Origin of the sequence: Streptomyces bottropensis ATCC 25435, assembly GCF_000383595.1 — a bacterium.
GTDB classification, from domain to species: domain Bacteria; phylum Actinomycetota; class Actinomycetes; order Streptomycetales; family Streptomycetaceae; genus Streptomyces; species Streptomyces bottropensis.
Window position 1 is genome coordinate 7,904,578 of record NZ_KB911581.1, and the last position, 24,020, is coordinate 7,928,597.

General features: G+C 73.0%; 18 protein-coding genes. 13 read left to right on the forward strand and 5 right to left on the reverse strand.

The genetic code is table 11. The annotated features are described in order from the left end of the window. Positions 1-75: 75 nt before the first annotated feature. Genes STRBO_RS0135000 through STRBO_RS0135015 form a run of 4 tightly spaced genes read left to right on the forward strand, consistent with a single transcriptional unit; the run spans position 76 to position 7,372 of the window. Positions 76-2,250, forward strand: coding sequence for a bifunctional glycosyltransferase/CDP-glycerol:glycerophosphate glycerophosphotransferase (locus tag STRBO_RS0135000; RefSeq protein ID WP_005486847.1), 2,175 nt, complete (start codon positions 76-78; stop codon positions 2,248-2,250). A 5-nt stretch (positions 2,251-2,255) separates the two neighbouring features. Next, positions 2,256-4,478: a bifunctional glycosyltransferase/CDP-glycerol:glycerophosphate glycerophosphotransferase gene (locus STRBO_RS0135005; protein WP_005486848.1), complete on the forward strand. Its 2,223-nt coding sequence runs from the start codon at positions 2,256-2,258 to the stop codon at positions 4,476-4,478. After that, on the forward strand, positions 4,475-5,743 hold the full coding sequence (locus STRBO_RS0135010) for a hypothetical protein (protein WP_005486850.1): 1,269 nt from the start codon (positions 4,475-4,477) through the stop codon (positions 5,741-5,743). Before STRBO_RS0135005 ends, STRBO_RS0135010 begins: the two co-directional genes overlap by 4 nt. 39 nt (positions 5,744-5,782) lie before the next feature. Beyond that, positions 5,783-7,372, forward strand: a complete 1,590-nt coding sequence (locus STRBO_RS0135015; protein WP_005486851.1) for a hypothetical protein — start codon at positions 5,783-5,785, stop codon at positions 7,370-7,372. A gap of 48 nt (positions 7,373-7,420) precedes the next feature. Here the strand turns inward: STRBO_RS0135015 and STRBO_RS0135020 are convergent, their stop codons facing one another. After that, positions 7,421-7,834 carry an organic hydroperoxide resistance protein gene (locus STRBO_RS0135020; RefSeq protein ID WP_005486852.1) on the reverse strand — a complete coding sequence of 138 codons (414 nt, stop codon included), beginning with the start codon at positions 7,832-7,834 and terminating at the stop codon, positions 7,421-7,423. Between the two features lie 129 nt (positions 7,835-7,963). On the opposite strand from STRBO_RS0135020, the gene STRBO_RS0135025 reads away from it, so the two are divergent. The 6 genes from STRBO_RS0135025 (at position 7,964) to STRBO_RS0135050 (ending at position 15,063) form a co-directional block, all read left to right on the forward strand. Then, the gene (locus STRBO_RS0135025; RefSeq protein WP_005486853.1) at positions 7,964-8,479 is read left to right on the forward strand and encodes a MarR family winged helix-turn-helix transcriptional regulator; all 516 of its coding nucleotides are present in this window, start codon (positions 7,964-7,966) and stop codon (positions 8,477-8,479) included. Positions 8,480-8,655: 176 nt separating this feature from the next. After that, complete coding sequence (locus STRBO_RS0135030; protein WP_005486854.1) at positions 8,656-10,248, forward strand: glycosyltransferase family 2 protein; 1,593 nt, start codon at positions 8,656-8,658, stop codon at positions 10,246-10,248. Between the two features lie 91 nt (positions 10,249-10,339). After that, positions 10,340-11,311 (forward strand): UDP-glucose 4-epimerase GalE, encoded by a 972-nt coding sequence (galE, locus tag STRBO_RS0135035; RefSeq protein WP_005486855.1) that lies wholly within the window; start codon positions 10,340-10,342, stop codon positions 11,309-11,311. Between the two features lie 187 nt (positions 11,312-11,498). Then, entirely contained in the window at positions 11,499-11,933 is a 435-nt protein-coding gene (locus STRBO_RS0135040) for a DUF6507 family protein (RefSeq protein WP_005486856.1), read from the forward strand. After that, a complete protein-coding gene (locus STRBO_RS44000; RefSeq protein ID WP_005486857.1) occupies positions 11,930-14,413 on the forward strand; it encodes a hypothetical protein in 2,484 nt (827 codons plus the stop codon). The genes STRBO_RS0135040 and STRBO_RS44000 overlap by 4 nt, the downstream gene beginning before the upstream one ends. Before the next feature lie 20 nt (positions 14,414-14,433). Further along, the gene (locus STRBO_RS0135050; RefSeq protein WP_005486858.1) at positions 14,434-15,063 is read left to right on the forward strand and encodes a hypothetical protein; all 630 of its coding nucleotides are present in this window, start codon (positions 14,434-14,436) and stop codon (positions 15,061-15,063) included. Between the two features lie 321 nt (positions 15,064-15,384). On the opposite strand, the gene STRBO_RS0135055 is transcribed toward STRBO_RS0135050, so the two are convergent. After that, positions 15,385-15,879, reverse strand: a complete 495-nt coding sequence (locus STRBO_RS0135055; RefSeq protein WP_005486859.1) for a DUF6174 domain-containing protein — start codon at positions 15,877-15,879, stop codon at positions 15,385-15,387. A 98-nt stretch (positions 15,880-15,977) separates the two neighbouring features. Beyond that, entirely contained in the window at positions 15,978-16,616 is a 639-nt protein-coding gene (locus tag STRBO_RS0135060) for a TetR/AcrR family transcriptional regulator (RefSeq protein ID WP_005486860.1), read from the reverse strand. Positions 16,617-16,828: 212 nt separating this feature from the next. Here STRBO_RS0135060 and STRBO_RS0135065 point away from each other — a divergent pair, with 212 nt between their 5' ends. Both STRBO_RS0135065 and STRBO_RS0135070 read left to right on the forward strand, forming a co-directional pair. Continuing rightward, complete coding sequence (locus tag STRBO_RS0135065; RefSeq protein ID WP_005486861.1) at positions 16,829-17,788, forward strand: ABC transporter permease; 960 nt, start codon at positions 16,829-16,831, stop codon at positions 17,786-17,788. After that, positions 17,781-18,650: an ABC transporter ATP-binding protein gene (locus tag STRBO_RS0135070; protein WP_005486863.1), complete on the forward strand. Its 870-nt coding sequence runs from the start codon at positions 17,781-17,783 to the stop codon at positions 18,648-18,650. The genes STRBO_RS0135065 and STRBO_RS0135070 overlap by 8 nt, the downstream gene beginning before the upstream one ends. A gap of 55 nt (positions 18,651-18,705) precedes the next feature. On the opposite strand, the gene STRBO_RS0135075 is transcribed toward STRBO_RS0135070, so the two are convergent. Both STRBO_RS0135075 and STRBO_RS0135080 read right to left on the reverse strand, forming a co-directional pair. Continuing rightward, positions 18,706-19,824, reverse strand: coding sequence for a glycosyltransferase (locus STRBO_RS0135075; protein WP_005486864.1), 1,119 nt, complete (start codon positions 19,822-19,824; stop codon positions 18,706-18,708). After that, positions 19,821-22,703 (reverse strand): bifunctional glycosyltransferase/CDP-glycerol:glycerophosphate glycerophosphotransferase, encoded by a 2,883-nt coding sequence (locus STRBO_RS0135080; RefSeq protein WP_028797022.1) that lies wholly within the window; start codon positions 22,701-22,703, stop codon positions 19,821-19,823. The genes STRBO_RS0135075 and STRBO_RS0135080 overlap by 4 nt, the downstream gene beginning before the upstream one ends. A 201-nt stretch (positions 22,704-22,904) precedes the next feature. Here STRBO_RS0135080 and STRBO_RS0135085 point away from each other — a divergent pair, with 201 nt between their 5' ends. After that, positions 22,905-23,948 carry a serine/threonine-protein kinase gene (locus STRBO_RS0135085; protein ID WP_020115582.1) on the forward strand — a complete coding sequence of 348 codons (1,044 nt, stop codon included), beginning with the start codon at positions 22,905-22,907 and terminating at the stop codon, positions 23,946-23,948. The last annotated feature ends 72 nt before the right edge of the window (positions 23,949-24,020 follow it).

Consider the following 24,020-nt stretch of genomic DNA (forward strand, 5'->3'; position numbering starts at 1 on the left):
GCCCGCACGCACCCGCACCCGCCCGCAACCGCCCGCAACCGCCCGCAACCGACAAACTCGCCCCGAAAGGACAGAATGCCCCGCTTCAGCATCATCGTCCCCACACACGGTGTCGAAGGGCGGCTGTCGCTCGCCCTGGACTCGGTCCTCACGCAGCCGTTCGGCGACTTCGAGCTGATCCCGGTCCATGACGCACCGGGTTCCCCGGCGGGAGCCGTCGGCGCCGCGTACGCCGGCAGGGACACCCGGGTGGTTCCGGTCGAGTCGCCCCCCTCGGGCGGCCTGAGTGCGGCCCGCAACGCGGGGATCGCGGCGGCGCACGGGACGTACGTGCTGTTCCTGGACGGGGACGACACGCTCGCGCCGGGCGCGCTGCGGGCGATCGCGGACCGGCTGCGCGAGGCCGGCGACCCCGATGTCCTGTACTTCGCGCATGAGCGCGCGCACTGGTGGGAGGGCGGGACGACCGTCGTGCGCCCGGCCGGTCCGCAGACCCCGGCGTGGAGCACGGCCTACCGCCGGGACTTCCTCGCCGAACGTCAACTCCTCTTCCCCATCGGCCACTTCACCGACCTCGGCTGGAGCGGCCTGGTCGCGCTGGCCACCGACCGCACGGCCGAGCTGCCGGAGACGGTCTGCGTACGCCATCTGCTGCGCCGGCAGGGCAGCCGGTTGCACACACCCGGCGCACACCAGCTCGAACTGCTCGACCAGGTGGAGCTGGTCCTCGCCCGGGCCACGGCCGAACGGGGCGTGTCCCAGGCATTGTTCGCGCGGTTGTTCGCGGTGGTGTTGCGGACCGCCGCGCACCCGGAGCGGCTGCCGGTCCACCACCGCCGCGCGTTCTTCCGCCGTGCCACGCACCTGTACCGCCACTACGTCCCGGCCGGTTTCCAGCCACCCGGCGGCCTCCTCGGCGTACGGCACCGGTTGCTCGCGTCCGGCTCGTACGCCGGATTCCGGGTCCTGTGCGCCGCCGAGCGGGCGGTGGCGGGGGCGTCGGCCGCGCTCCCCCGCCCGCGCGCGCCCCTGACCCGTGCCGCGTACGCCGTCCAGCGCCGTCTGCCGCTGGACAGGAACCTCGTCGTGTACCGCGCGCACCGGGGCGGTGACCTCGGCTGCGACCTCGTCGCCCTCCACGCGAAGGCCCGAGAACTCGCCCCGCGGCTGCGTGCGGTGTTCCTCGTCGAGCCCGACGCGGTGGACGCTCTCCCCGAGGGCGCCCACTACGCCGTCATCGGCACCCGGCGCCACTGGGAGGCCATCGCCCGCGCCCAGTACGTCGTCGACGGCGCCGACGTCGAGGCGGTGGGCGCGGAAGCGGTCGTCAAGCGCGCCCGCAGCGTCCACGTCCGCACCCAGCAGGGCACCCCGCTGACGACGACGGGCGTGGACCGGGCCCCGTACCCGGTGGCGGCCGCCGCGTCCGGCGACTTCACCGGCCTGGTCGCCCACGTGGACCGCTGGGACTTCGTCCTCTCCGCCAACCGGCACTCCACGCAGACCTGGGAGCGGGCCTTCCCGGGCGCGTACGAGACACTGGAGTACGGCTCCCCGCGCAACGACGTCCACTACACGGCGACGGCCGAGGACGTGACGCGCGCCCGGCGCGAACTGGGCGTGCCGGAGGGCAGGAAGGCCCTCCTCTACGCCCCCGCCCACCGCGACGCCCCCCACGACCCGGCCACCGGCCCAGGCGCCCGGCTCGATCCGGAGGCGTTCTGTGAGGCGGTCGGCGAGGAGTACGTGGTGCTGCTGCGGACGGGTGACGTCCACGGCGGCGCGAGCGCCCGCAGGACGGGCGGCCGGATCATCGACGTCACCGCGCACCACTCGGTCGAGGACGTCTGTCTCGCCGCCGACGCGCTGATCACCGACCACTCCGCCCTGATGTTCGACTACGCCCATCTCGACCGGCCGATCGTGATCCACGCGCAGGGCTGGGACGTCCTCCGGGAGACCCGGGGCGTCTGCCTCGACCTGCCGGCCGCGCCGCCCGGTCATGTGGCGCGCACGGAGCGGGAGCTGGCGGACCTGTTCCGCGACGGCGCGTACGCGGACGCGGAGGCCGACGCCCTGCGCGCGATGTTCCGGGAACGGTTCTGCCAGTTCGACGACGGGCGGGCGGCCGAGCGGGTCGTACGGCGGGTGTTCCTGGGCGAGGGGCCGCGGACACTGCCGCCCGTCGTGCCGCTCGCCGAACGGACCCCGGCCCCGGCGCCCGCCGCCGCGACCCTCGTGAGGAGCTGACGGTCATGCCCCGCTTCAGTGTCATCGTCCCCGTGTTCGAGGCCCGGGGCTTTCTGCGCGAGTGCCTCGACTCGGTCCTGGAGCAGTCGTACCGGGATCTGGAGGTGATCGCCGTCAACGACTGCTCGCCGGACGGCAGCGGCGCGACCCTCGACGCGTACGCCGCCCGCGACCCGCGGGTACGGGTGCTGCACCTGCCCGCGAACGTGGGTCCCGGCCGCGCCCGCAACGCCGCACTGCCGTACGCCGGGGGCGACTTCGTGCTCTTCCTCGACAGCGACGACACCCTCGTCCCGGGGGCCCTGAGGGCGCTGGCGGACCGGCTGGACGAGACCGGTGACCCCGATGTGCTGGTCTTCGACCACATCCGCGCGCACTGGTGGGGCGGGACGGGGCGCGACGCCTCCGCACACCTCCTGTCCGCGGTCGGCGAGGGCGTCTTCACGGCCGCGGAGCGCCCGCGGGTCCTGGAACTGCCGACGGTCGTGTGGAACAAGGCGTACCGGCGGGAGTTCGTCGAGACGCGACGGTTCCGGTTCCCGCCGGGCCATTACGAGGACACGCCGTGGACGTTCCCGGTCCTGCTCGACGCCGGGCGGATCGCCACGCTCGACCGGATCTGCGTGGCCCACCGGCTGCGACGTCGGGGCGGCCTCCTGTCCACCACGAGCCGTCGGCACTTCGACGTGCACGACCAGTACGAGCGGGTCTTCGGCTTCCTGGACTCCCGCCCCGAACCGGCGGGTTGGCGCTCCCTCGTACGCGACGGGATGGCGGCGCGCTGCCTGTCCGTCCTCGCCGAGCCGGACCGGGTGCCGGGCGGCGACAGGGCCGAGTTCTTCCGGCGGACGGCGGCGCTGTACCGCAAGCACCGCTCGGACGGCGACCCGGTGGCCCCCGAGCACCGCGTGCTGGCGGGCGGCTGGGCCGCGTACCGCGCCCGGCGCCGGGTGGCCGGGGTCCGTGGCGCGCTCGGCGAACGCGGGGAGCGCCTGCGCGCGGCCGGCGCCGAGCTGATCGGCCGGGGCTGGTCGCTGGCCCACGAACGGCTGCCGCTGGACCCGGATCTGGCCCTGTACTCGGCGTTCGCGCACCGGGGGGTGCTCGGTGACCCGGCGGCCGTGTACCGGGCCGCCCGTGATCTCGCGCCCCACATCCGCGGGGTGTGGGTGGTGCGCCCCGAGCGGGTGCCGGCGCTCCCTGCGGGGGTCGCGTACGTGACGCCGGGCTCGCCCGAGTATCTGCGGCTGGCCGCGCGGGCGACGTACTTCGTCGGCAACACCCCCTGGCCCGGCACCCTCACCAAGCGGCCGGGCAGCGTGCACATCCACACCCACCAGGGCACCCCGCTCAAGTTCATGGGCGCCGACCTGCTGCACAGGCCCGGCGCCCGGCTCGGCGTGGACGTGCCGGAGACGCTGCGCCGGGCCGACCTCTGGGACCACAGCCTGGTCGCCAACCGCCACTCCGAGCGGGTGTGGAGCAGGGCGTATCCGTGCGGGTTCACCTCGCTGCGGACCGGCAGCCCGCGCAACGACGTCCTGGTGAACGCCGGCGCGGACAGCGGTGCGCGGATCCGTGCACGGCTCGGCATCCCGGCCGGGCACACGGTCGTGCTGTACGCGCCGACGTTCCGCGACTACCGGCGGGGCGGCCACGTCGACCGCCTGGACCTCGCCCGGTTCGCCGCCGACCTGCGGCGCAGCCTGGGCGAGGCCCACACCCTCGTCGTACGGCTGCATCCCTCGGCGGCGGACGGCCCGGCGCGCGGGTTCGGGCTCGCCGAGCTGCACCGGCGGGGTGTCGTCGTGGACGCGACGGACGAGCCCCGTGCCGAGGAGGTGATGCTCGCCGCCGACGTCCTCGTCACGGACTACTCGGCCCTGATGTTCGACTACGCCAACCTCGACCGGCCGATCGTCGTGCACGCCGACGACCGGGACGCCTTCGCGGCGAGCAGGGGCATGTACGTGGACATCACCGCCGATCCGCCCGGCCATGTGTCGCGCTCCTACCGGGAGCTGGCCTGGCTGTTCGACTCCGGGCAGTGGCGGGACGCGGAGTCGGCGCGGCTGCGGGCCGGGTTCCGGGAGCGGTACTGCGAGTTCGACGACGGGCGGGCGGCCGAGCGGGTCGTACGGACGCTGATGCTGGGTGAGCGGGCGGTGGCGGTGCCCGCGCCGAGGGCGCCCGGGTCGATGACGAGCACGGGCTTCGTGTTGTCATGAGGGCGCGGGCGTGGGTGCTGCTGCTCGCCGCCGGTTTCGCGCTGCTCCAGTTCGCGAGCGTCACCGGGCGCGCCACCCCCGACACCAAGAACTACGTCTCGTACGCCCTCACGCTGGGCGGCGCGGGCCCGCGGGAGTCGGCGGCCGGGGCCATCGAGCACTACTGCGGGAGCCGGGCGGCGACGGCCGAGCGGAAGCGGAGCGTGGACGTGGTGCGGTTCCGCGAGCCGAGCCCGGCCGCGCGGGTCGCCGAGGAGTGCGGCCGGGACCTGTGGCGCAGGGTGGACCGGGGGCTGGCGGCCGGGCGGACCGACGGCCCCATCGCCCCGTTCGCCTCGGAGCGGTTCCAGCGGATCTTCGAGGTGCGGCCCGGGTATCCGGTGCTGCTGGCGCCGTTCGTCGCCGTGTTCGGGGTCGTGTGGGGCGTGTGGCTGGCGAGCGTGCTGATCGCGGCGGCCGGGGGCGTCCTGGCCTTCCTCGTCCTGCGCGCCGTCCGCGCCCCCACCCCCGTCGCCCTCACCGGGCAGGCGCTGTACTACGTCCTGCCGTGCGGCGCGACCGCCATGCGGCCCATGACCGAGGGGCTGTTGCTGGCCCTGACGCTGGCGGCGCTGTGGGGGTGCGCGCTCGCCATGGAGGGGCGGGTTCGGGCGGGGGTGTCGCTGGTGGGCGGCGCCCTGGCGGCGCTGTTCACGGTGAAGCACTCGCAGGCGCTGTTTCTGGGGGTGTGTCTGGCGGGGGCGTGCGCGGTGGTCGCCGTGCGGCGCGCACGCGGTCGTGAAGGCGAGGGGCGCGGGCAGGTCGAGACATGGGTGCGGGCGGTCGGGGCGGTGTCGGCGGGCGCGATGGTGTGCACGCTGGCGCTCGCCGGGCTGCTGCGCTACCCGGCGTCCACCGAGAGCCTCCAGGACCTGCTCACCGACCACTACACCCACCCCGACCGGGACCGGCTGTGGCCCGAGTTCCTGCACCTGGAGGCTCGCTTCTGGGGGGAGTGGGGGCGTCGACAGCTGACCCAGCCGCTGTTCCTGGCCGCGCTGGGGGCGGGCGCGTGGGGCGCGTCGCGGCAGCGGCCGGTGTTCGGGTGGTTCGTGATCGCCGGCGCGTGCACGGGGATCCTCAACCAGGCCGGGCACCCGGACATCACCATCTGGGGCGACCGGCTGATCGTGGCGGCCTGGCTGCTGCCGGTGCTGGGGCTGCCGCTGCTGCTGGAGCGCGTGACGGCCCCGCGAGGCTCACTCGATGTGGTGACCGCGAGCTGAGCCGCCGCCGGGCCGGCCGACAGCGGGAATACACGCCAGATGCCACAGACAGTCCAGCTCGGTCATGCTTCCGGCCGCCGCGTCGCCCTCGGGGTCACCGCCCTGCGCGGCGGCCGTGGCCGGCTGACCCGGCGGCCCACTCCCTACCTTGTCGTGGGCGGGCTGTTCTGGCTGGTGACGACGCTGGCGTACTGGCGGGTGCCGCTGTGCTGCGACGCCGGTCTGCACGCGGCGGTCGTCGAACGGCTCCGCTGGAACCTGCCGCACCCGGCCCACCCGACCGCCGCCCTGCCGGGCGCGGGCAGCCCGCACTACTCCCCGTACGCCCTCGCGCAGGGGGTTCTCGCGCGGCTGACCGGGCTGAGCGGCTGGTCGCTGGTGAAGCTCGCCGGTCCGGTGAACCTGCTGGTGCTGCTCACCGGGCTCGGCCGTTTCGTGCGCGTCCTCACGCCCCGGGCGTGGGCGCCGGTCCTCGCGCTGCTGTTCACGACCCTGCTGTGGGGCACGGGGACGGCCCCGTGGAGCGGCGGTCCCGGGCTGATGTCGATGACGACGGGCCTCGGTCATCCGTCCGCGTTCGCCCTCGGGCTGATGTTCTGGGCGTGGGCGTGGACGGGAGTACGGGCGCGGGGTGGCGGTTCGGGGCGGCGGGCACGCTACGTCGGGCCGAGCGGCCTCGGCGGCCTGGGGGCGTACGCCGGGCTCGGCGCGCTCTACGGACTGATCCTGCTGGTGCATCCGATGACGGCTGCGGCCGCGGTGGCCGGGGCCATGGCGCTCGTGGCGGCCTGGCAGCACGGGTGGCGGACGCCGCTGGCGGGGCGCTGGGCACTGACGGCGACGGTCACCGCGGCGGTCGCGGTCGCCTGGCCCTCCTACGACGTCCTGTCGTCGGCCACGGCCACGGGCACGAGCGCGAGCGCCGTCCCGCCCGTCGCGGACGTGGCCGGCCACCTCTGGCCGGCGCTGCTCGGGCTGCCGGCGCTGTGGGCACGGGGGCGTGGGTCGCGCAGGGACCCGCTAATGCTGGTGTGCGCGGCGGAGTGCCTGGTGGCGGCGTACGGCTGGGTGGGTGGACACCCCGCATACGGCCGGGTCGCGGAGGTCGCGGCCGTGTCCGCGCAGGTCGCCCTCGGGGTGGAGCTGGCGGCGCCCCGACCGTGGAGGTGGGCGCGGCGGGCGCTGGGCGGCGCGGCGGTCGCGGGGGCGTGCGCGGGGTTGCTCCTGGTGCACGCCGGCGCGGTCGTACCGGCCGCGTTCGACCCCGTCGGCTTCGCACAGCCGCCGCGGTGGCCGTCGTACGCGTGGGCGGCCCGGCATGTGCGGGCGGGCGAGGTACTGCTCACCGACGGGTACCGCGCGGAGCGCTCGCTCCCGGGGTACGGGGTGAACATGGTGGCGCCCCCGTGGTCCGATCCGGCGCTGCCGGAGGCGGAACGGGGGCGACGGCTCACCGATGTCCGGGTCTACCTCGATCCCGCGTCGACCCGTGAGCGGCGCGGGACCGTCGCCCGGCGGTACGGCGTGCGGTGGCTGCTGCTGACGCGGTGGCGCCGGATGCCCGGGGAGGCCGTGGTCGTGGACTGGAGTCCGCGGACCGGGGAGGTGCTGGCGCGGATCGCTCCGTAGGGGGCGTGCGGAGCGGTCCGCGCCGGGTGGCGGCCGGGGTTGCCGGACCTACTCGACGACCAGCTCGACCGGGATGTTGTTGCGGGTGGCGTTGGAGTAGGGGCAGACCTGGTGGGCCTGCTCGACGAGCTTGCGGCCGGTGGCCTCGTCGACGGAGTCGGGGAGTTCGACGCGGAGGGTGACCTTGAGGGCGAAGCCCTCGCCCTGCTTGCCTATGCCGACCTCGGCGGTCACGGCGGCGTCGCTGACATCCACCTTGGCCGCGCGGCCGACGAGACCGAGGGCGCTGGCGAAACAGGCGGAGTAGCCGGCGGCGAAGAGCTGCTCGGGGTTGGTGCCCTGGCCGTTGCCGCCCAGCTCCACCGGGAGGGCCAGGTCGAGGTCGAGCTTGCCGTCGTTGCTGACGGCGCGACCGTCACGGCCGTGGGTGGCGGTGGCGACAGCGGTGTAGAGCGCGTCCATGGAAGAACCATCCCTTTCACAGGTCATCTCACGTCCGGCGGTCCGGTCCGACCGCCGTTCACGGACTCAAGTAGAGCACACAATTCAATTGCCCACAACTAAATGACGGACAGGAGTTACGCTGGATCCATGACCACGAGCGCCGCTCCCACGCCCGAGGGGGTCTCCTCGGAGATCTCCGGGCAGATCTCCGAGGAGGAGTTCCTCCGTCTCGACCGGCAGATCTGCTTCTCCCTGCACGCCGCCTCCCGTGCCTTCAACAGCGTCTACCGCGTGGCCCTGAAGGATCTGGGGATCACCTATCCGCAGTACCTGGTGATGCTGGTGCTGTGGGAGCGGGGCGAGCTGCCCGTCAAGAAGCTGGGCGAGCATCTGCGGCTCGACTCCGGGACCCTCTCGCCGCTGCTCAAGCGCCTGGAGGCCGCCGGACTCGTCCAGCGGGAGCGCAGCGCGCGCGACGAGCGGTCGGTCGTGGTGCGGCCGACCGGGGAGGGCGCCGCCCTGCGTGAGCGCGCCCTGGCCGTGCCGCGCCGGATCGTCTCCGCGACGACCTTGGACCTGGAAGAGATCCGCGACCTGCGCGACCGACTGGACCGCCTGACGACCGCGCTGGACGAGGCGGCACTGGAGGAGCCGACGGAGTAGCCGGCGGAGCCGGCGGAGTAGCCGGCGCAGCGGCCGACGGCCCGGTCGACCGGCCGACCGGAACGGACCGTCCCACGCGGAACCCCCGCCCCCCGCACACCCTCTTCCCCACCGGGCCGCGAAGTCGCCCTTAAGGGAAGATTTGCACACATACCTCTCACAGGTGCGGGGCAACCATGGCTCTTCAGCAGGCGCAGGTCTCCGTCGTCGTCATCGGCTACGACGACGCCGCCCACGTGGCGCACGCCGTGCGTTCGGCGCTCGCGCAGGGACCGACCGTCCGCGAGGTGATCGCGGTCGACGACTGTTCGACGGACGGCAGCGGGGAGCTGCTGGAGCGGCTGGCCGAGGAGGAGCCCCGTCTGCGGGTACTGCGGCGCCGGTCCAACAGCGGGGGCTGCGGTACCCCGCGCAACGACGGGGTGGACGCCGCGGCCTCGCCGTACGTGATGTTCCTGGACAGCGACGACGTACTGCCGCCCGGTGCCGTGGACGCGCTGCTGGGCGCCGCCCTGGAGCACGACGCGCCGGTCGCCTCGGGGCTGTGCGTGCGCAGGGAGCTGCCGTCCGGCCGCGAGACCCCCTGGCAGCCCGAGCTGTACGCCCGGCGCACGCTGGTGCCGCACCCCTCCCGGCGCGCGCGCCTGGCGCACGACACGCTCTGCGTCAACAAGCTCTACCGCACCACCTTTCTGCGCGACCACGCGATCCGCTTCCCCGACGGCCGCTTCCCGTACGAGGACTTCGTCTTCGGCGCGCGCGTCCTGGCCGCCGCGCCGCGGATCGCACTCGTCCCCGACCCGGTGTACGTCTGGCACGTGCGCCGCTCGGCCACCCGGCTGTCCCTCTCCCTCGACCGCTCCGGCATCGCCAACTGGCGGGCCCGGACGGAGGCCGACCGCCTGTCGTACGACATCCTGCTGGGCGCCGGCGAGAAGCAGCTCGCGCGGGCGACGCGGACGCGCTTCCTCGACCACTCGCTGCGGATGTACGCGCGCGAGCTGGACCTGCGCGGCGCGGAATACCGGCGCGCGTGGTGGGCCCTGACCCGCGCGCACCTGGCCTCCTTCGACGAGGGCGACTTCGCGACGGCGCCCGCGCCCGGCCGGGTCGTCGCCCGGGTGATCCTGGCCGCCGAGGAACCGCGCGACCTGGCCCGCCTCAAGGAGATCGCGGCCCGCCCGGCCCGGCTGACCCCGCCCTACGCGCGCGCGGGTGACGGCACGCCCGTCTGGTCCGCGGAACTGCCGCAGGTGGAACTGGACCATCTCCTCGTCCGCCCCGTGCACCTGCTGCCGGCCGCCGTCGACGCGGAACTGCGGCCCCGCGCGCGGGGGACGACGCTCCGCCTGCGGCTGCACGAGCTGTACGGACGGATGGCGCAGGCGGGGCCGCGGAGCGTGGAGGCGGAGTTCACCGAACGCAAGGACGGGCGGGTGGGGTTCGCCGGCACGGCCTCCCTCGTGCCAGAGCCCGGCCTCGACAGCTGGACGGCGGACGTCCCGCTGGATCTCGCCGCGCTGAGTGGCGGCACCTGGGACCTCCGGCTACGGCTGCGCTTCGCGGACGGCGGCCGGCGCGAGACCACCGCGCACGCCGTCGCGGGCGCCGGGCTGCTGCGCCGGAGCGTGCTGCCGAGCACCCGCCACGGGGTGCTCCTCGCGCAGCCGTACGCGACGCACGCGGGGGCGCTCGCGCTACGGCTCGCGCCCGGTTGGCGAGGTTTGACCGATGTGGTGCTGCGTCGCCTCACACGCCTGCTTCACTGAGAGCCGACTGATTGCACCTGCATCATCACCATGCCGCCCGACGCGGCACGTCATCACCATGACTACGAGGGGTACGAGGGGACGGTCGTCCATGACCTGGCTGATCACCGGTGGCGCCGGATACATCGGGGCGCACGTGGTGCGCGCGATGCTCGACGCGGGCGAGGAGACCGTCGTCTACGACGATCTGTCCACGGGGGTCGTCGAACGGGTGCCCGAAGGCGTGCCGTTGGAGATCGGCTCCACCCTCGACGCGGACCGGCTGGCCCGGGTCGTCCGGGACCGGCGCGTCACCGGTGTCGTCCATCTCGCGGCGAAGAAGCAGGTCGGCGAGTCCGTCGAACAGCCGCTGCACTACTACCGGGAGAACGTCGAGGGCCTGCGCACCCTGCTGTCGGCCGTCACGGACGCCGGGGTCGCGTCCTTCGTGTTCTCCTCCTCCGCCGCCGTGTACGGCATGCCCGAGGCGGCCCTCGTCACCGAGGAGACGCCGTGCGCGCCGATGAGCCCCTACGGCGAGACCAAGCTGGCCGGCGAGTGGCTGGTACGGGCCACGGGCCGGGCGACCGGCCTGTCGACGGCCTCCCTGCGCTACTTCAACGTGGCGGGGGCCGCGACCCCGCAACTGGCCGACACCGGCGTCTTCAACCTCGTCCCCATGGTCTTCGAGAAGCTCTCCGAGGGCGCCCCGCCACGGATCTTCGGCACCGACTACCCGACCCCCGACGGGACCTGTGTCCGGGACTACATCCATGTCGTCGACCTCGCCGAGGCCCACGTGGCGACCGCGCGGCGGCTGCGCGAGGCGCCGGGCACCGATCTCACCCTCAACATCGGGCGCGGGGACGGAGTTTCGGTGCGCGGGATGATCGACCGGATCACCGCGCTCACCGGCCACGACGTGACTCCCGTGGCCGTCGGACGACGGCCCGGCGACCCCGCGCGCGTCGTCGCCTCGGCGGACCGGATCGCCGCTGAGCTGGGCTGGAAGGCCCGGTACGGCGTCGACGACATGATCGCTTCGGCGTGGGCGGGCTGGACGGTGAACCACCCCTCCCGGTGAGACGACCGGAGAGGACTGTGACGGGATCGACGTACCGTGGGAACTGTCCGGTGCCGTTTGCGCGTGTGTACTGAGGGAAGCGAACAGGCAAGCGGACACTGGCTCGCGGGGCACCGGACGGCACCGGAAGCACGACGAGCAGGCGACGCGGGACGTAGGACGACAGGGCGTTACGGGGGTAGCGGCGATGCCGGCATGGGACATCGATCCGATCAACGTGCAGACCACGCTGAAGTCGACCGGTGAGGCGGCGGGCGGCCTGGAGAAGGCCGCCAACTCGCTGGTGTCGAACATGGCGAGCGCGGCCGAGTCTGCCGGTACGGCCGTGCCGGGCGGACAGTTCAGCGGACCCATGGTCGGTCCGGTGGTCGCGGGCACCCCACGGGTGCCGGTCGGTCCGGTCGCGGCGGCGCTGAGCAAGTACCTCCAGGAGCGGCAGCAGAAGCTGGCGTACATGGCGCAGCGGACCATCGACTCCGTGCAGGGCGCGGCCAACGCCACCAACGCCTATGTCACGGGCGACCTGGACATGGCCGCCGAGCAGCAGGCCAACGCCCTGAAGGCGACGGTGGTCCCGCCGCCGCCGGGTGTCGGCGGCAACGGCGGGCAGGGGCCGAAGTGAGCGACGACATCCCCGTCATCCCGGAGGAGGTCCCCGAGTTCACCGGCAACCTGGAGCTGCTCGACCAGCACATCGCGGGCGTCCGTTCGGCCGGCACCTCCCTGAAGGACTCGGGTTCGGCGATCCACACCCGCTTCGGCGGGCTCTCCGCGTACTACAAGGCACCCGAGGCGGAGGCGCTGTTCGCGACGACCGCGCCGGTGGCCGCCAAGGGCGACGAGTTCGCCACCGAGCTGGAGACCGTGGCCTCGGCACTGGACACGTACGCCGCCGCCGTCGGCCCGCTCAAGCAGAAGTTCGACCAGCTCCGGCAGGACGCGATCGCCTTCCGCGCGAAGATCGCGGACGACGACGAGTGGCGCGCCGACGGTGACCTCGTCGAGGAGAACAACAACCGCCGCTCGGACATCAACGCGGCGTACGCGGCGTTCCAGGCCGCCGAACGCGACTGCTACAACAAGATCGTGGCGCTGGTCGGCGGCGAGGCGCTCGTCGTCAACGACGGCTCGAACAAAGAGAACATGTACGGCTACCGGGGCGAGGACCTGAACAACGCCGGTGGTCTGCCGTGGGGTGATCCGGTCGAGGAGTCCAACCCCTGGTACTACATCCACGAGCACGTCTGGGACTTCGCGGTCGGCTTCGTGGTCGACGGGGTGTGGGGCACGATCAAGGGCCTCGGCACCCTGGTCGGCTTCAACGGCTGGGACGCGGCGGGGCAGGCCTGGGTCGGCCTCGGCAAGCTCGCGACGGGCATCGTCATCATGTCCAACCCGGTGACGGCCGCCGCGTTCTGGCTCACGCCCGACGACAAGCTGCCCTCCTGGATCCGCGACTCCCGCACGGCCGTCGTGGAGACCGGCAAGGCGCTCATCGCCTACGACGAGTGGGGCAAGAACCCGTCCCGCGCGGCCGGGGCGGTCACCTTCAACGTCCTGACGACGATCTTCACGGGCGGCGCGGGCGGCGCGGTCTCCGGCGCGGGCAAGGCGGGCGCCATCGCCAGGGCCATCTCCTTCGCGGGCAAGGCCGGCAGGATCGTCGACCCGATGACGTACATCACCAAGGGCGTCGGCGCGACGGCGGTGAAGATCAGCGACGTCATGGCGAGCCTGCGCGGCATCACCGACGGCACACACATCAAGCTCGGCGAAGGCACGTACCAGATCGCCGATCCGCCGAACATCGCCGACGAACTGCCCTCGGGGCTCACCCCCGAGAACTCCGTCCGCATGGAGACGCCCAAGGGCGACGTCGTCTACCTGAACACCGACACGCTGGTCGTGCACAACGCCGACGGCACGGTGCGGGAGTCCCTGGACGGCCTCAAGCACGAGGGGACGGCGGCCGAGCGGGGGGTCGACGTGGATGCCCGGCAACCCGAACTGGTGGGCGCGGGGGCCAGGGTGGGCGACGGCGGCTCCGTCGTCGGACGCGTCGGCGACGACCTGGGCGGGACCGGACGGACCGGAGACAACGGCCTGCCCGGCGGCCGCGCGGACCACCTGCCCGGCGGCCGCGCGGACGACCTGGGCCGGGGCCCCGCCGGGAGCCACGAGACGCCGAGCGGCGGCGGAGGCGCGCGGGGCGGCGGCCACGGGGAGTCCCCTTCGGGCGGCCACGGGGAGGCGCCGGGCGGCGGTCACGGACCCGGCGGCGGAGGCGGGCACGGCGACGGACCCGGCGGAGGCGGGCACGGTGACGGACCCGGCGGGGGTGGCGGACCCGGCGGCGGAGGCAACGGCCCTGGCGGGGGTGACGGACCCGGCGGCGGTGACGGACCCGGCGGGGGTGATGGACCCGGCGGGGGGGACGGCCCCGGCAGGCCGGACTTCAGCGAGGGCGACTCGACACCCACGCCTCCCACCGGCCCCATGCGCCCCGACCAGCAGGCGGCCGTCCTGGACCAGCTCAACAACCCCGACCATGGGCTCAAGCTCAAGTCGCAGGACGTGGAGCGCATGCTCACCCAGCTGAACAAGAGCCCCTACGGAGCCGGCATCGCGGCACACATCGCCGACGGGAAACTCGCCTCGATGCCCGGCTACAAGGACCTCCTCCTCCAGGTCAAGCAGGGAGACATGACGCCCTCGGTGCACATGGCCATGGAGCACGCGGCGGATCTGAGCGCCCGGGGCGTCAAGGACGTGGCCTTCGAGTTCAAGGCGCCGGGCGATAAACTGGACCTGGATGTGCTGGTCAAGGCGGGTGACAGGATCGAGTACGGCGTACAGCTCAAGGACGTGCAGTCGGTCTCGGGCATCAACTCCGCCGCCAAGAAGATCGCCATCAAGCAGCTCGCCGGAGAGATCGCCGGTCAGAAGGTCGCCATCCTGGACATCCACGATGTGAAGGCCGCTGTCACCGACGACATCCTGAGGTCCGTCGAGGGATACGCGCGCAGGACCAACGCCACCTTCGAACTGCGCTTCCAGGACGGCTCGATCACCATCCCGGCCAACGGCCCGACCTATCCGTGAGGAATTCCGTGTCCCTTCTCATGCGCGCCCCGAAGGAATGTGCGTCGTGGACGTGGGAGCTCGACGAGTTCGCACCCCCCGGCCTGGACTCCGCGCTGTCCGTGGCGGCCCGGATGTGCGCCGTGCTGCGCGAGCACGAACTGCTGGTACCCGACAGCCTCGAATGGGACTGGTTCGTGTACGGCAGCGGTGGCACCGGGCTCATCACCCGTATGGCGCTCCAGGGACCGATGGACGACGAGGAGGTGCCCCGGCGCATCGAGCGCAGCCGCCCCGTCGGCTTCCCCGACGCGTCGGTCGGGAGCGTTCTCGTCGTGGGCTCCGGGACCTGGATCGACGCGACGGGCGAGAAGCGTGGGGAACACCGGCTGGTCGAGCTGACGGTGGCACCCGACGCGCCCGGCATCTGGGCGGAGCTGGCCCTCTTCCACGACGTCTGGGGCCCGTTCGACTTCCGGGGCGAGCCGCACCCCGAGGTGGCGAGGCAGAACGCCCCCCGCCTCGCGGCGGCCCTCCAGTCGCTCGACGCCCTCCTGGGCGTCCCGGCCGAGCCCGGCGAGCCGACCTACTTCGGCTCCGCCGAGGGCCACGGCATCAAGCCCCCGGACACCGTCGACGGCCGGGGCCCGGACCTGACCGACCTCTTCTGACCCACGCCCACCCCCGAGCCGCGCGTCCTCGAACATGACACGTGGCTCGGCAACGGCGGGGGCCTGATGGCTCGGTAGGCCCCGGTGATCATGGTCGGCACGACCGCAGGCCTCGCCCTTCCGACCAGCAGGGCCTGATCTTCTCGCCGACACGGACCGGTCCTTCAGACCGCAAGGCCAGGGCTATCCGGTCGGCAGGGTCGCGCGCTCCGGGCCTGCGAGGCCCGGGCTTTTGAGGGGCGCGGGGAACTGCGCGACCAGCCCCCGCTCACCCGCACCAGACCACCCACCGGAACCACCCCGCCCCCCTCACGCACTCACTCAGCCGTCGTCCGGCTCGTAGGCGGTGATGGCGTACTCCGCCTCGTCGTCGATCGCGTTCTCGTCCGGGTCCAGGGTGATCCGTGACGGATGCCCGTCGGGGGCGTACTCCGCCTCCGCCGTGTCCGCCCCCTCCTGCCAGGCGTTCTCCAGGCTGTCGATGAGGTCGCCGATGGTGGGGACCGCGCCGGGCCCCAGGGCCACGGCCCGCCGGCTGTCGGCGTCGAGGCCGACGGCCTCGGTCACCTCGCCGCCCCGGACCGTCACCCGGAAGCGCCCTGTCAGGACCTGCGAGCTCGACGTGAGGGTGTAGGTGTACGAGGCGGGGTCCTGCCACACGACCCTGTTCTGCGCCGTGGTGCCCTCCCGCGAGGCCCCGCCCGTCGCTTGGGGGGAGGCGGTCCCGCCCTCGCAGGCGGTCGTCAACCCCACCGTTCCCGCGGCCAGCACGGCGGCGAGGAGCACGGAACGAGCACGTAAGCGTACGAGAGTCACGGCGACCCCATTTCTGAGCGGCTGTGACTAAGACGCCTCCCGTTCGGAAAACGTTCTGCGTCGGTCGACTCGACGACGCCCCCGGTGCCGCCCCGCCCCTACAGCGCGCGCAACGCCGCGGCCGTGGCCCGCGTCAGGCTCTCCAGGTACCCCTTCGGCAGCTTGGGCGACCGGACGACCACCGACCGCCAGTACAGGGGCCCGAACATCACGTCCAGGGCGAGATCCTCGTCGACACCCGCCGCGACGTCCCCGCGCGCGACCGCCGCCGCGACGATCCCCGTGGCGACGCTCTGCTGACCCTCCCGCAACGCCTTCCGCATCGCCTCGGCGATCTCGGGGTTGCGGGCGGCCTCGGCCTGGAGGTCGGGGATGATCTGCCCGGCGACCGGGTGGCGCAGGGCGCGGGACGTGACCTCGTACAGCAGCCGCAGATCGCCCTCCAGCGAGCCCGTGTCCGGCGCGGGCAGACCCTGGACGGCCACCGCCGAGACCAGGTCCAGCACCAGGTGCAGCTTGGAACGCCAGCGCCGGTACACGGCCGTCTTGCCGACGCCCGCCCGGCGCGCGATCCCCTCGATGGACATCCGCGCGTAGCCGACGGCCGCCAGTTCCTCGAAGACCGCGGCGCGGATCGCCTCGGTCACGTCCTCGCGGAGCACGGCCGCCCCGGCGGGGGCCCGGCGGCGCGGCCGTGGCGGCGGCTGCGCTTCGGAGGGGCCGGCGTTCGTCGTCATGCCCCCAGCATAGGGCGCCACGACGAAACGGTTGCGTTCCGACGTCGAATCGGCTTACTCTCGCGTTGCGACGATACGGTCCCGTCCCGACGTACTCGCACGGCAAGAGCAGTACGAGAGCGGTACGAGAGCGGTACGTACGAGAGCGGTGCAGGACGGCGTGAGAGACGCCGGGCGCGCTCGGGACGCCCCCACTAGCGAAAGCAGCGGATGTGAGCCAGGTCCTCCACACACCGCCGCCCCCCACGGCGGCCAACCCCCCGGCCGCCCCGGCCGGCCAGGACACCCCCGCCGAGACCCCCGCCGAGACCCCCGCCCAGCTCGCCGAGCGGTACGGCCTCGGCGTGAGCGGGGCCCGCCCCTCCCTCGGCGGGTACGTACGGCAGCTGTGGGCCAGACGGCATTTCATCACCGCCTTCGCCACGGCGAAGCTGACCGCGCAGTACAGCCAGGCGAAGCTCGGCCAGGTCTGGCAGATCGCGAACCCGCTGCTCAACGCGGCGGTCTACTACCTGATCTTCGGTCTGCTCATGGGCACCAAGAAGGGCGTGCCGGACTACGTCCCGTTCCTCGTGACCGGCGTGTTCGTGTGGACCTTCACCCAGAGCTCGATCATGGCCGGCACCCGGGCCATATCCGGCAGCCTGGGCCTCGTCCGGGCGCTGCACTTCCCCCGGGCCTCGCTGCCCCTGTCGTACTGCCTCCAGCAGCTCCAGCAGCTGCTGTTCTCCATGGCCGCGCTGGTCGTGATCCTGCTGGCCTTCGGGGTGCCGGTGGCCATGTCGTGGCTGCTGATCGTGCCCGCGCTGGCGCTCCAGTTCGTGTTCAACGCCGGCATCGCGATGGTGATGGCGCGGATCGGCGCCAAGACCCCCGACATCTCCCAGCTGATGCCGTTCGTCCTGCGTACCTGGATGTACACCTCCGGCGTGATGTTCAGCATCGACCACATGCTCGCCGACCGGAACATCCCGGCCGTCGTGCATCTGCTGCTGGAGTGCAACCCGGCCGCCGTGTACATCGACCTCATGCGGTTCGCGCTGATCGACAGCTTCCACGCGAGCCAACTCCCGCCGCACGTCTGGGCGATCGCCGCGGGCTGGGCGCTCCTCGCGGGCGTCGGCGGGTTCATCTACTTCTGGAAGGCTGAGGAGACGTACGGCCGTGGCTGACACGATCACCCCCACCCCCACCGGCATCCCCGCCGGCACCCCCGCCGTTGCGGACGCGCGGCACGGGACCGTTCCGGGCACCGCCGCCGAACTCGTCCCCACCGTCGTCGTCGACGGCGTCGACATCGTCTACCGCGTCAACGGCACCGGCGCCGGACGCGGCACCGCCACCGCCGCGCTCAACCGCATCCTGCGGCGCAAGAAGTCCGAGAAGGCGGCCGGCGTACGCACGGTCCACGCCGTGCGGAACGTGTCGTTCACCGCGTACCGGGGCGAGGCCATCGGGCTCATCGGCACGAACGGCTCCGGCAAGTCGACCCTCCTCAAGGCCGTCGCCGGACTGCTTCCGGTGGAGAACGGCCGTATCTACACCGACGGCCAGCCCTCACTGCTCGGCGTCAACGCGGCCCTGATGAACGACCTGACGGGTGAACGGAACGTCCACCTCGGCGGGCTCGCCATGGGCATGTCCCGTGAGCAGGTCAAGGAGCGGTACGAGGAGATCGTCGACTTCTCGGGCATCAACGAGAAGGGGGACTTCATCACCCTCCCCATGCGCACGTACTCCTCCGGCATGGCGGCCCGGCTGCGGTTCTCCATCGCCGCCGCCAAGGACCACGACGTCCTGCTCATCGACGAGGCCCTCGCCACCGGCGACCGCTCCTTCCAGAAGCGCTCCGAGGCGCGCATCCGCGAGCTGCGCAAGCACGCGGGCACGGTCTTCCTCGTCAGCCACAACAACAAGTCGATCCGGGACACGTGCGACCGGGTGCTGTGGCTGGAGCGGGGGGAGCTGCGCCTGGACGGGCCCACGGCCGAGGTGCTGAAGGAGTACGAGAAGTTCACCGGCGGGAAGAAGTAGCCGCCCCGCCGACGCCCCCGCCGACGCCCCGACGCCCCCGCCGCACTCACCGCACTCACCTCTCCAAGAAGGTGAACAAGGCCTCCCACCTGTCCAGGATCTCCTCCGTCCCGTAGCGCCGGATGTTCTCCCTCGCCCTGTCGCCCATCCTGTCCCGCAAGGCTTTGTCGGCCATCAACAGGTCGAGCCTGCGGGCCAGTTCACCCGTGTTGCCGGGGGCGACGAGGAGGCCGTCCTCGCCGTCGCGGACGATCTCGTGGACGCCGGGGGCGCAGTCGAAGGCCACGCAGGGCACGCCCATCGCCATGGCCTCCATCAGGGCGAGGGGGAAGCCCTCGCCCCGGGAGGACAGCGCGAAGACCGAGCCGCCGCGCAGGGCCCCGGGGACGTCGTGCGTACGGCCCATCCAGGACACCGAGTCGTCGAGGCCGAGTGCCGTGCACTGCTTGCGGAGCAGTTCCTCGTCCTCGCCGGAGCCGTACACGAGCAGGGTCCAGTCGGGGTGGCGGGGCGCCACCTCGGCCCAGGTGTCGAGGAGCATGTCGACACCCTTCTCGTCGCTGAGCCGGCCGATGCTGACCACGGCCTTCGCGGTGCGCGGCGAGGGCACCTCCGGCAGCCAGGGCACGGCGTTGGGCAGGTAGGAGGCGTTGTTGAGGCCCTCGCCGATCCACAGGTCGGCGTCCTCGCGGGTGAGGACGAGCATCCGGTCCACGTCCCGGTAGTGCGTCAGCACGCGCCGGAAGCGGGAGGAGCGCCGGGCGGTCTCGAAGGACTCGTGGCTCATCCCGATGACGGTCAGCCCGCTGGTGTCGGCGAGCTTCACCCACTCCATCGCCCACACCTGGGTCACGATGACGACCGCGCCGGGCCGCGCGGCCCGGAAGAGACCGGTGAGCACGGCCGCCCTGTCGCGCTTGCTCGCCTCCCGCGCCCGGCCGGGGGGCGGCGGCTGGCCGTCGTAGAGCCTGGTGGTGGGGTAGGGGAGGGCGCCGAGGCCATGCGGGTCCTCGGGGGTGGTGATCCCGATGACGTGGACGCGGTGTCCGCGCCCGGTCAGAAGGCGGGCCAGGTGGTGGGACCAGCTGGTCACTCCGCCCAGCTCGTCCACGCTGTTGGACACCAGGAAGACGTCCCGCGCCCCGGTCGCTCGTGCCTCGTCCGGCCCGGTCACTTCCGCCTCCACTCGGAGAAGAACTGGTCGACGACGCTCTGCGCCGCCGTCCCCTTGTCGTACTCGCCGAAGTCGGCCGTGAACCGCTCGCGCGCGGCGGCGTACTTGAGCGTCTGGTCCTCCAGCGGCATGGACCGCAGGACGGAAGTCAGCTCCTCCTCCGTGCGCACGACCGGGCCCGGCGCCCGTTCCAGCAGGTCGAAGTAGGTGCCCCGGCCCTCGTGCACGTACTCCTCGTAGTCGTGGACGAAGAACAGCATCGGGCGGTCCAGGAGGGCGTAGTCGAACATCACCGACGAGTAGTCCGTGATCAGCGCGTCCGCGAGGGCGAGGACGGGGGTCACGTCGTGGTGGGCCGAGACGTCGAGGACCCGTCCCCGGACCGACGGGGGGAGCACGACGTGGTTGAGGTAGTGGGCGCGGACGAGGAGGACGTACTCGTCGCCGAACGTGTCGGCGAAGCGCTCCACGTCGAAGGGGAGCTGGAAGCGGCGCCGGCCCCGGTGGCGGAAGGTGGGGGCGTAGAGCAGGATCTTCCGGTCCGCCGGGATGCCCAACTCGGCTGCCAGCGGCGGGCGTTCGGAGGGGGGCCGGGTCCCCCGGGCCCGTACGAGGGCGTCGTTGCGGGGATAGCCCACCCTCAGCAGCACCTTCTCCCGCAGCCGGAAGGCCTTCGCCAGGGTGCGGACGTCGTGCTCGGAGCGGATCAGGAAGTGGTCGAAGCGGTCGAGGGTGCGCTGCTGTTCGGCCTGCTCTGCACGGGTCTTGAGCTTCCAGCCGGGCTCGTCGAAGCCCATCCGCTTGAGCGCGGAGCCGTGCCAGGTCTGCAGGTAGGTCGTGCCGGGGCGCTTGGTCAGCTTCAGCGGGAAGCTCTGGTTGTCGACCCAGAACGCGGCGCGGGCCAGCGCCCGCAGATACGGCAGGGACCAGCGGCGGACGAGGGTCGCGTCGGCGGGGAAGCCCTCCGGGCGGCCGGTGTAGGACCACACCGCCTCGAAGTCGAGACCCTGGCGGCGCATCTCCTCGTAGATCGCCCGGGGGCTGTCGCTGTACTGCCGGCCGAGGTGGCTCTCGAACACGACCAGGCGTCTGCGCGGCGGCATGCGCCGGAACACCTCGTGGTAGAGGCGGATCTTGGTGTCTCCGGAGGTGGCCCTCGTGCGCAGCGTCTTCGCCCTGCGGTAGCCCGACTTGGCGAGCCGGCCGGGCGTGCCCCGCAGGGCCCGGGTGACGAGGGCGTTGGCCTTCTTGTCGGGGACCAGCCGGAAGGCGAGGTGGCCCCGGGCGGAGATCTGCGGCTCGATCCGGTCGGCGACCAGCCGGGTCAGGCGCGGGCGGACCGGCAACGCGCCGGCGACGAGACCTGGTTCGGCGGCGGTGAGCCGGCTGGTGGTGCGCTCGCCGTCGACGTCCAGGTGGAGGCGTACGTCCCAGACGGCGTCCACGATGCCGAGCGGGCGCAGCGTCCTCGCGATGTCGGCGGTGGCCTCCCAGGTGAGGTACGGGCCCTCGTGCCGGACGGCCGCCACCGGCACCCGGAAGGTCTGGAAGCGCACGCCGGGGCGGCGGGCGTAGAACTCCAGCTCGGCGGTGAGCCGGGCGCCGGGCGGCACGATCCCGAGGGGGTTGGTGACGCGCCCGGCGAGACGGATGCCGCCTCCGCCCGGCGCGTCCTGCTCGTACCGGGTCAGCTCGTTGCGCAGGAACAGCTTGCGCACCGGGCGGGAGTGATAGCCGAGTTCGGTGACGTCCAGGACGCGGCGCGCGAGCCGCCCCTCCTCCCCCGGGGCGTCCAGGTGCTCGGCGCACCAGTAGATCCGCCCGTCGCGCTCGACGAGGGGCGCGGAGACCTTGTCGCGGTTGGTGAGGGTGTCCACGGCGGGCAGCAGGTTGTCCCAGTCGCCCCTGCGCATCAGGAAGGCGCAGACGGCGTGGACGGGTTCGACCTCGTCGTACGCGGCCGGGTCGATCGACGTCAGATAGGCGCGGGCCAGCCCGGCGAACTCCTGGCGGTAGGCCGCGTCCCGGAAGGGCAGGTCCCGCAGGTGCAGCACCAGGTCGTGCTTGAGGAACTTGACGTCCTTGCGGCACTTCAGCTCCCGCAGACCCTTGTCGGCGAGGAGCCGGTCCACCCGGCGGTGGATCTCCATGCGGTGCGCGAAGTTGGCGATCTCGGCCCGCCGGTTGCTGATCGAGGCCGCCGACGTCCCGGTGCTCCGGACGACGTTCCAGTCGTAGACACGGTTGGGGATCAGGGTGATCCGGCGGGCGGCCGCGTACGCCTGGGCGGAGAAGAAGAGGTCCTCGTAGTGGATACCGACGGGGAACAGCAGGCCGTGGTCGACCAGGAAGTCACGGCGGTAGCACTTGTTGGTGGACAGGGTGTCGTAGACCAGCAGGTCGGGCAGCTCGGCGACCGAGTCGAGGGTACGGGTGCGGGCGTACAGCCACGGGTACCACTTGACCTCCTTGCGGGTGCGCGTGTCCACGTGGACGCGGACGCACAGGCCGGAGACGAGGTCGGCGCCGGTGGTCTCGGCGGCCTCCAGCATGTTCCGGCAGGCGTCGCGCTCCAGGGTGTCGTCGCTGTCGAGGAAGAGAACGTACTCGCCGCGGGTCTCCTGGATGCCCCGGTTGCGGGGGGCGCCGCAGCCGCCGCTGTTCTCGGGCAGCCGGTACGCCCGTACGCGGCCCGGGTGCTCGGCGGCGAGGCGGGTGGCGAGCTCGTACGAGGCGTCCGTGCTGTGGTCGTCGACGATCACGACCTCGACGCTGCGCAGCGTCTGCCCCAGCACCGAGCGGACGGCCGTGGGCAGCCTGGCCTCGTCGTTGTAGACGATCACGACGACGGACATCGCGGGTCGCTGGTCCACGTCCATGTCCCTGCCCACGTCCACGTCCACGTCCACGCGCACCCCATTCATCCCGTTTCCACCGGTTCCTCTCCCCTCTATAGACCGTGGTGCGGTTGAGGGCCACTTGGGTAGATGCCTCCGTCGGTGCACGGGTTGCCTCATCCGCCTCCGGCGCGGCCGTGCCGCGATACGCTCCGGACAGAGGCTGAGCGGAGGGGGCGGTCGATGCGCGGGGTGGTACCTGAGCCGCTGCGGGCGGAGGATCCGCGGGAGATCGCCGGGTATCCGCTGTACGCCCGGATCGGTGAGGGCGGCATGGGCACCGTCTATCTCTCCCGCAGCCGGGGCGGCCAGCCGGTCGCGCTGAAACTGGTCCGCCCGGAGTACGCCGCCGCCCCCGCCTTCCGTGAGCGGTTCGCCCGCGAGGTGGCCGCCGGACGCCGTGTCTCCGGCTACCACCTGGTGCCGATCGTCGACCATGACGCCGGGGCGGAGCGGCCCTGGCTCGCCACCCACTACGTGCCGGGCGTCCCCCTCGGCCAGGCCCTGGAGACCCACGGCCCGCTCCCCGTGCCCACCGTCCTGCAGCTGCTGGCCTGCGCCGCGTACGCGCTGGATGCCGTGCACACCGCCGGCGTGATCCACCGCGACGTCAAGCCCGCCAACCTGCTGCTCGCGGCGGACGGGCCCTGGCTGCTGGACTTCGGCATCGCGCGGGCGGCGGGCGCGGCCACCCTCACCACCGCCGGACGCCTCATCGGCACCCCGCGCTACATGTCCCCCGAGCACGCCCTCGGACGCCGGGTGACCTCCGCGTCGGACGTCTTCGCGCTCGGCCTGATCGCGGCGGTCGCCGCCACCGGCAGTCACCCGTACGGCCGAGGCAATCCGCTCGCCATCGCGACCCGCATCGCCGCCACCGATGTCTCCCCGCCCGCCCTGACCGGCATCGGCCGGCCCCTCCTCGACATCGTGCGCCGCTGCCTCACCGCCGACCCGGCGTCCCGGCCCTCCGCCGCCGCCCTCGCCGAGCACTGCGCGGGAGCGGCCCGCCGGGACGTGCGCGACTTCACGGGCTGGCTCCCGGCCCCGGTCGCCACCTCGGTGACCATCATCGAGACCGCCTTCCGCGCGCTGTCCCTGACGGAGGCGCCGACGGCTCCGACACCCCACATCTCTCAGGCCCCGACGGCCCGCCGACTGCCGCCGACGGCACCGATCACGGTGCGGGACGAGGAATGGCGCCGCCGGGTCCGCCGGGAGCCGTGAGTCGGGTGCGTTGCCGGGTGCGGGTGGTACGTGGATGCTCGCGCGGTTCCCCGTGCCCCTGAAGGACCAGGC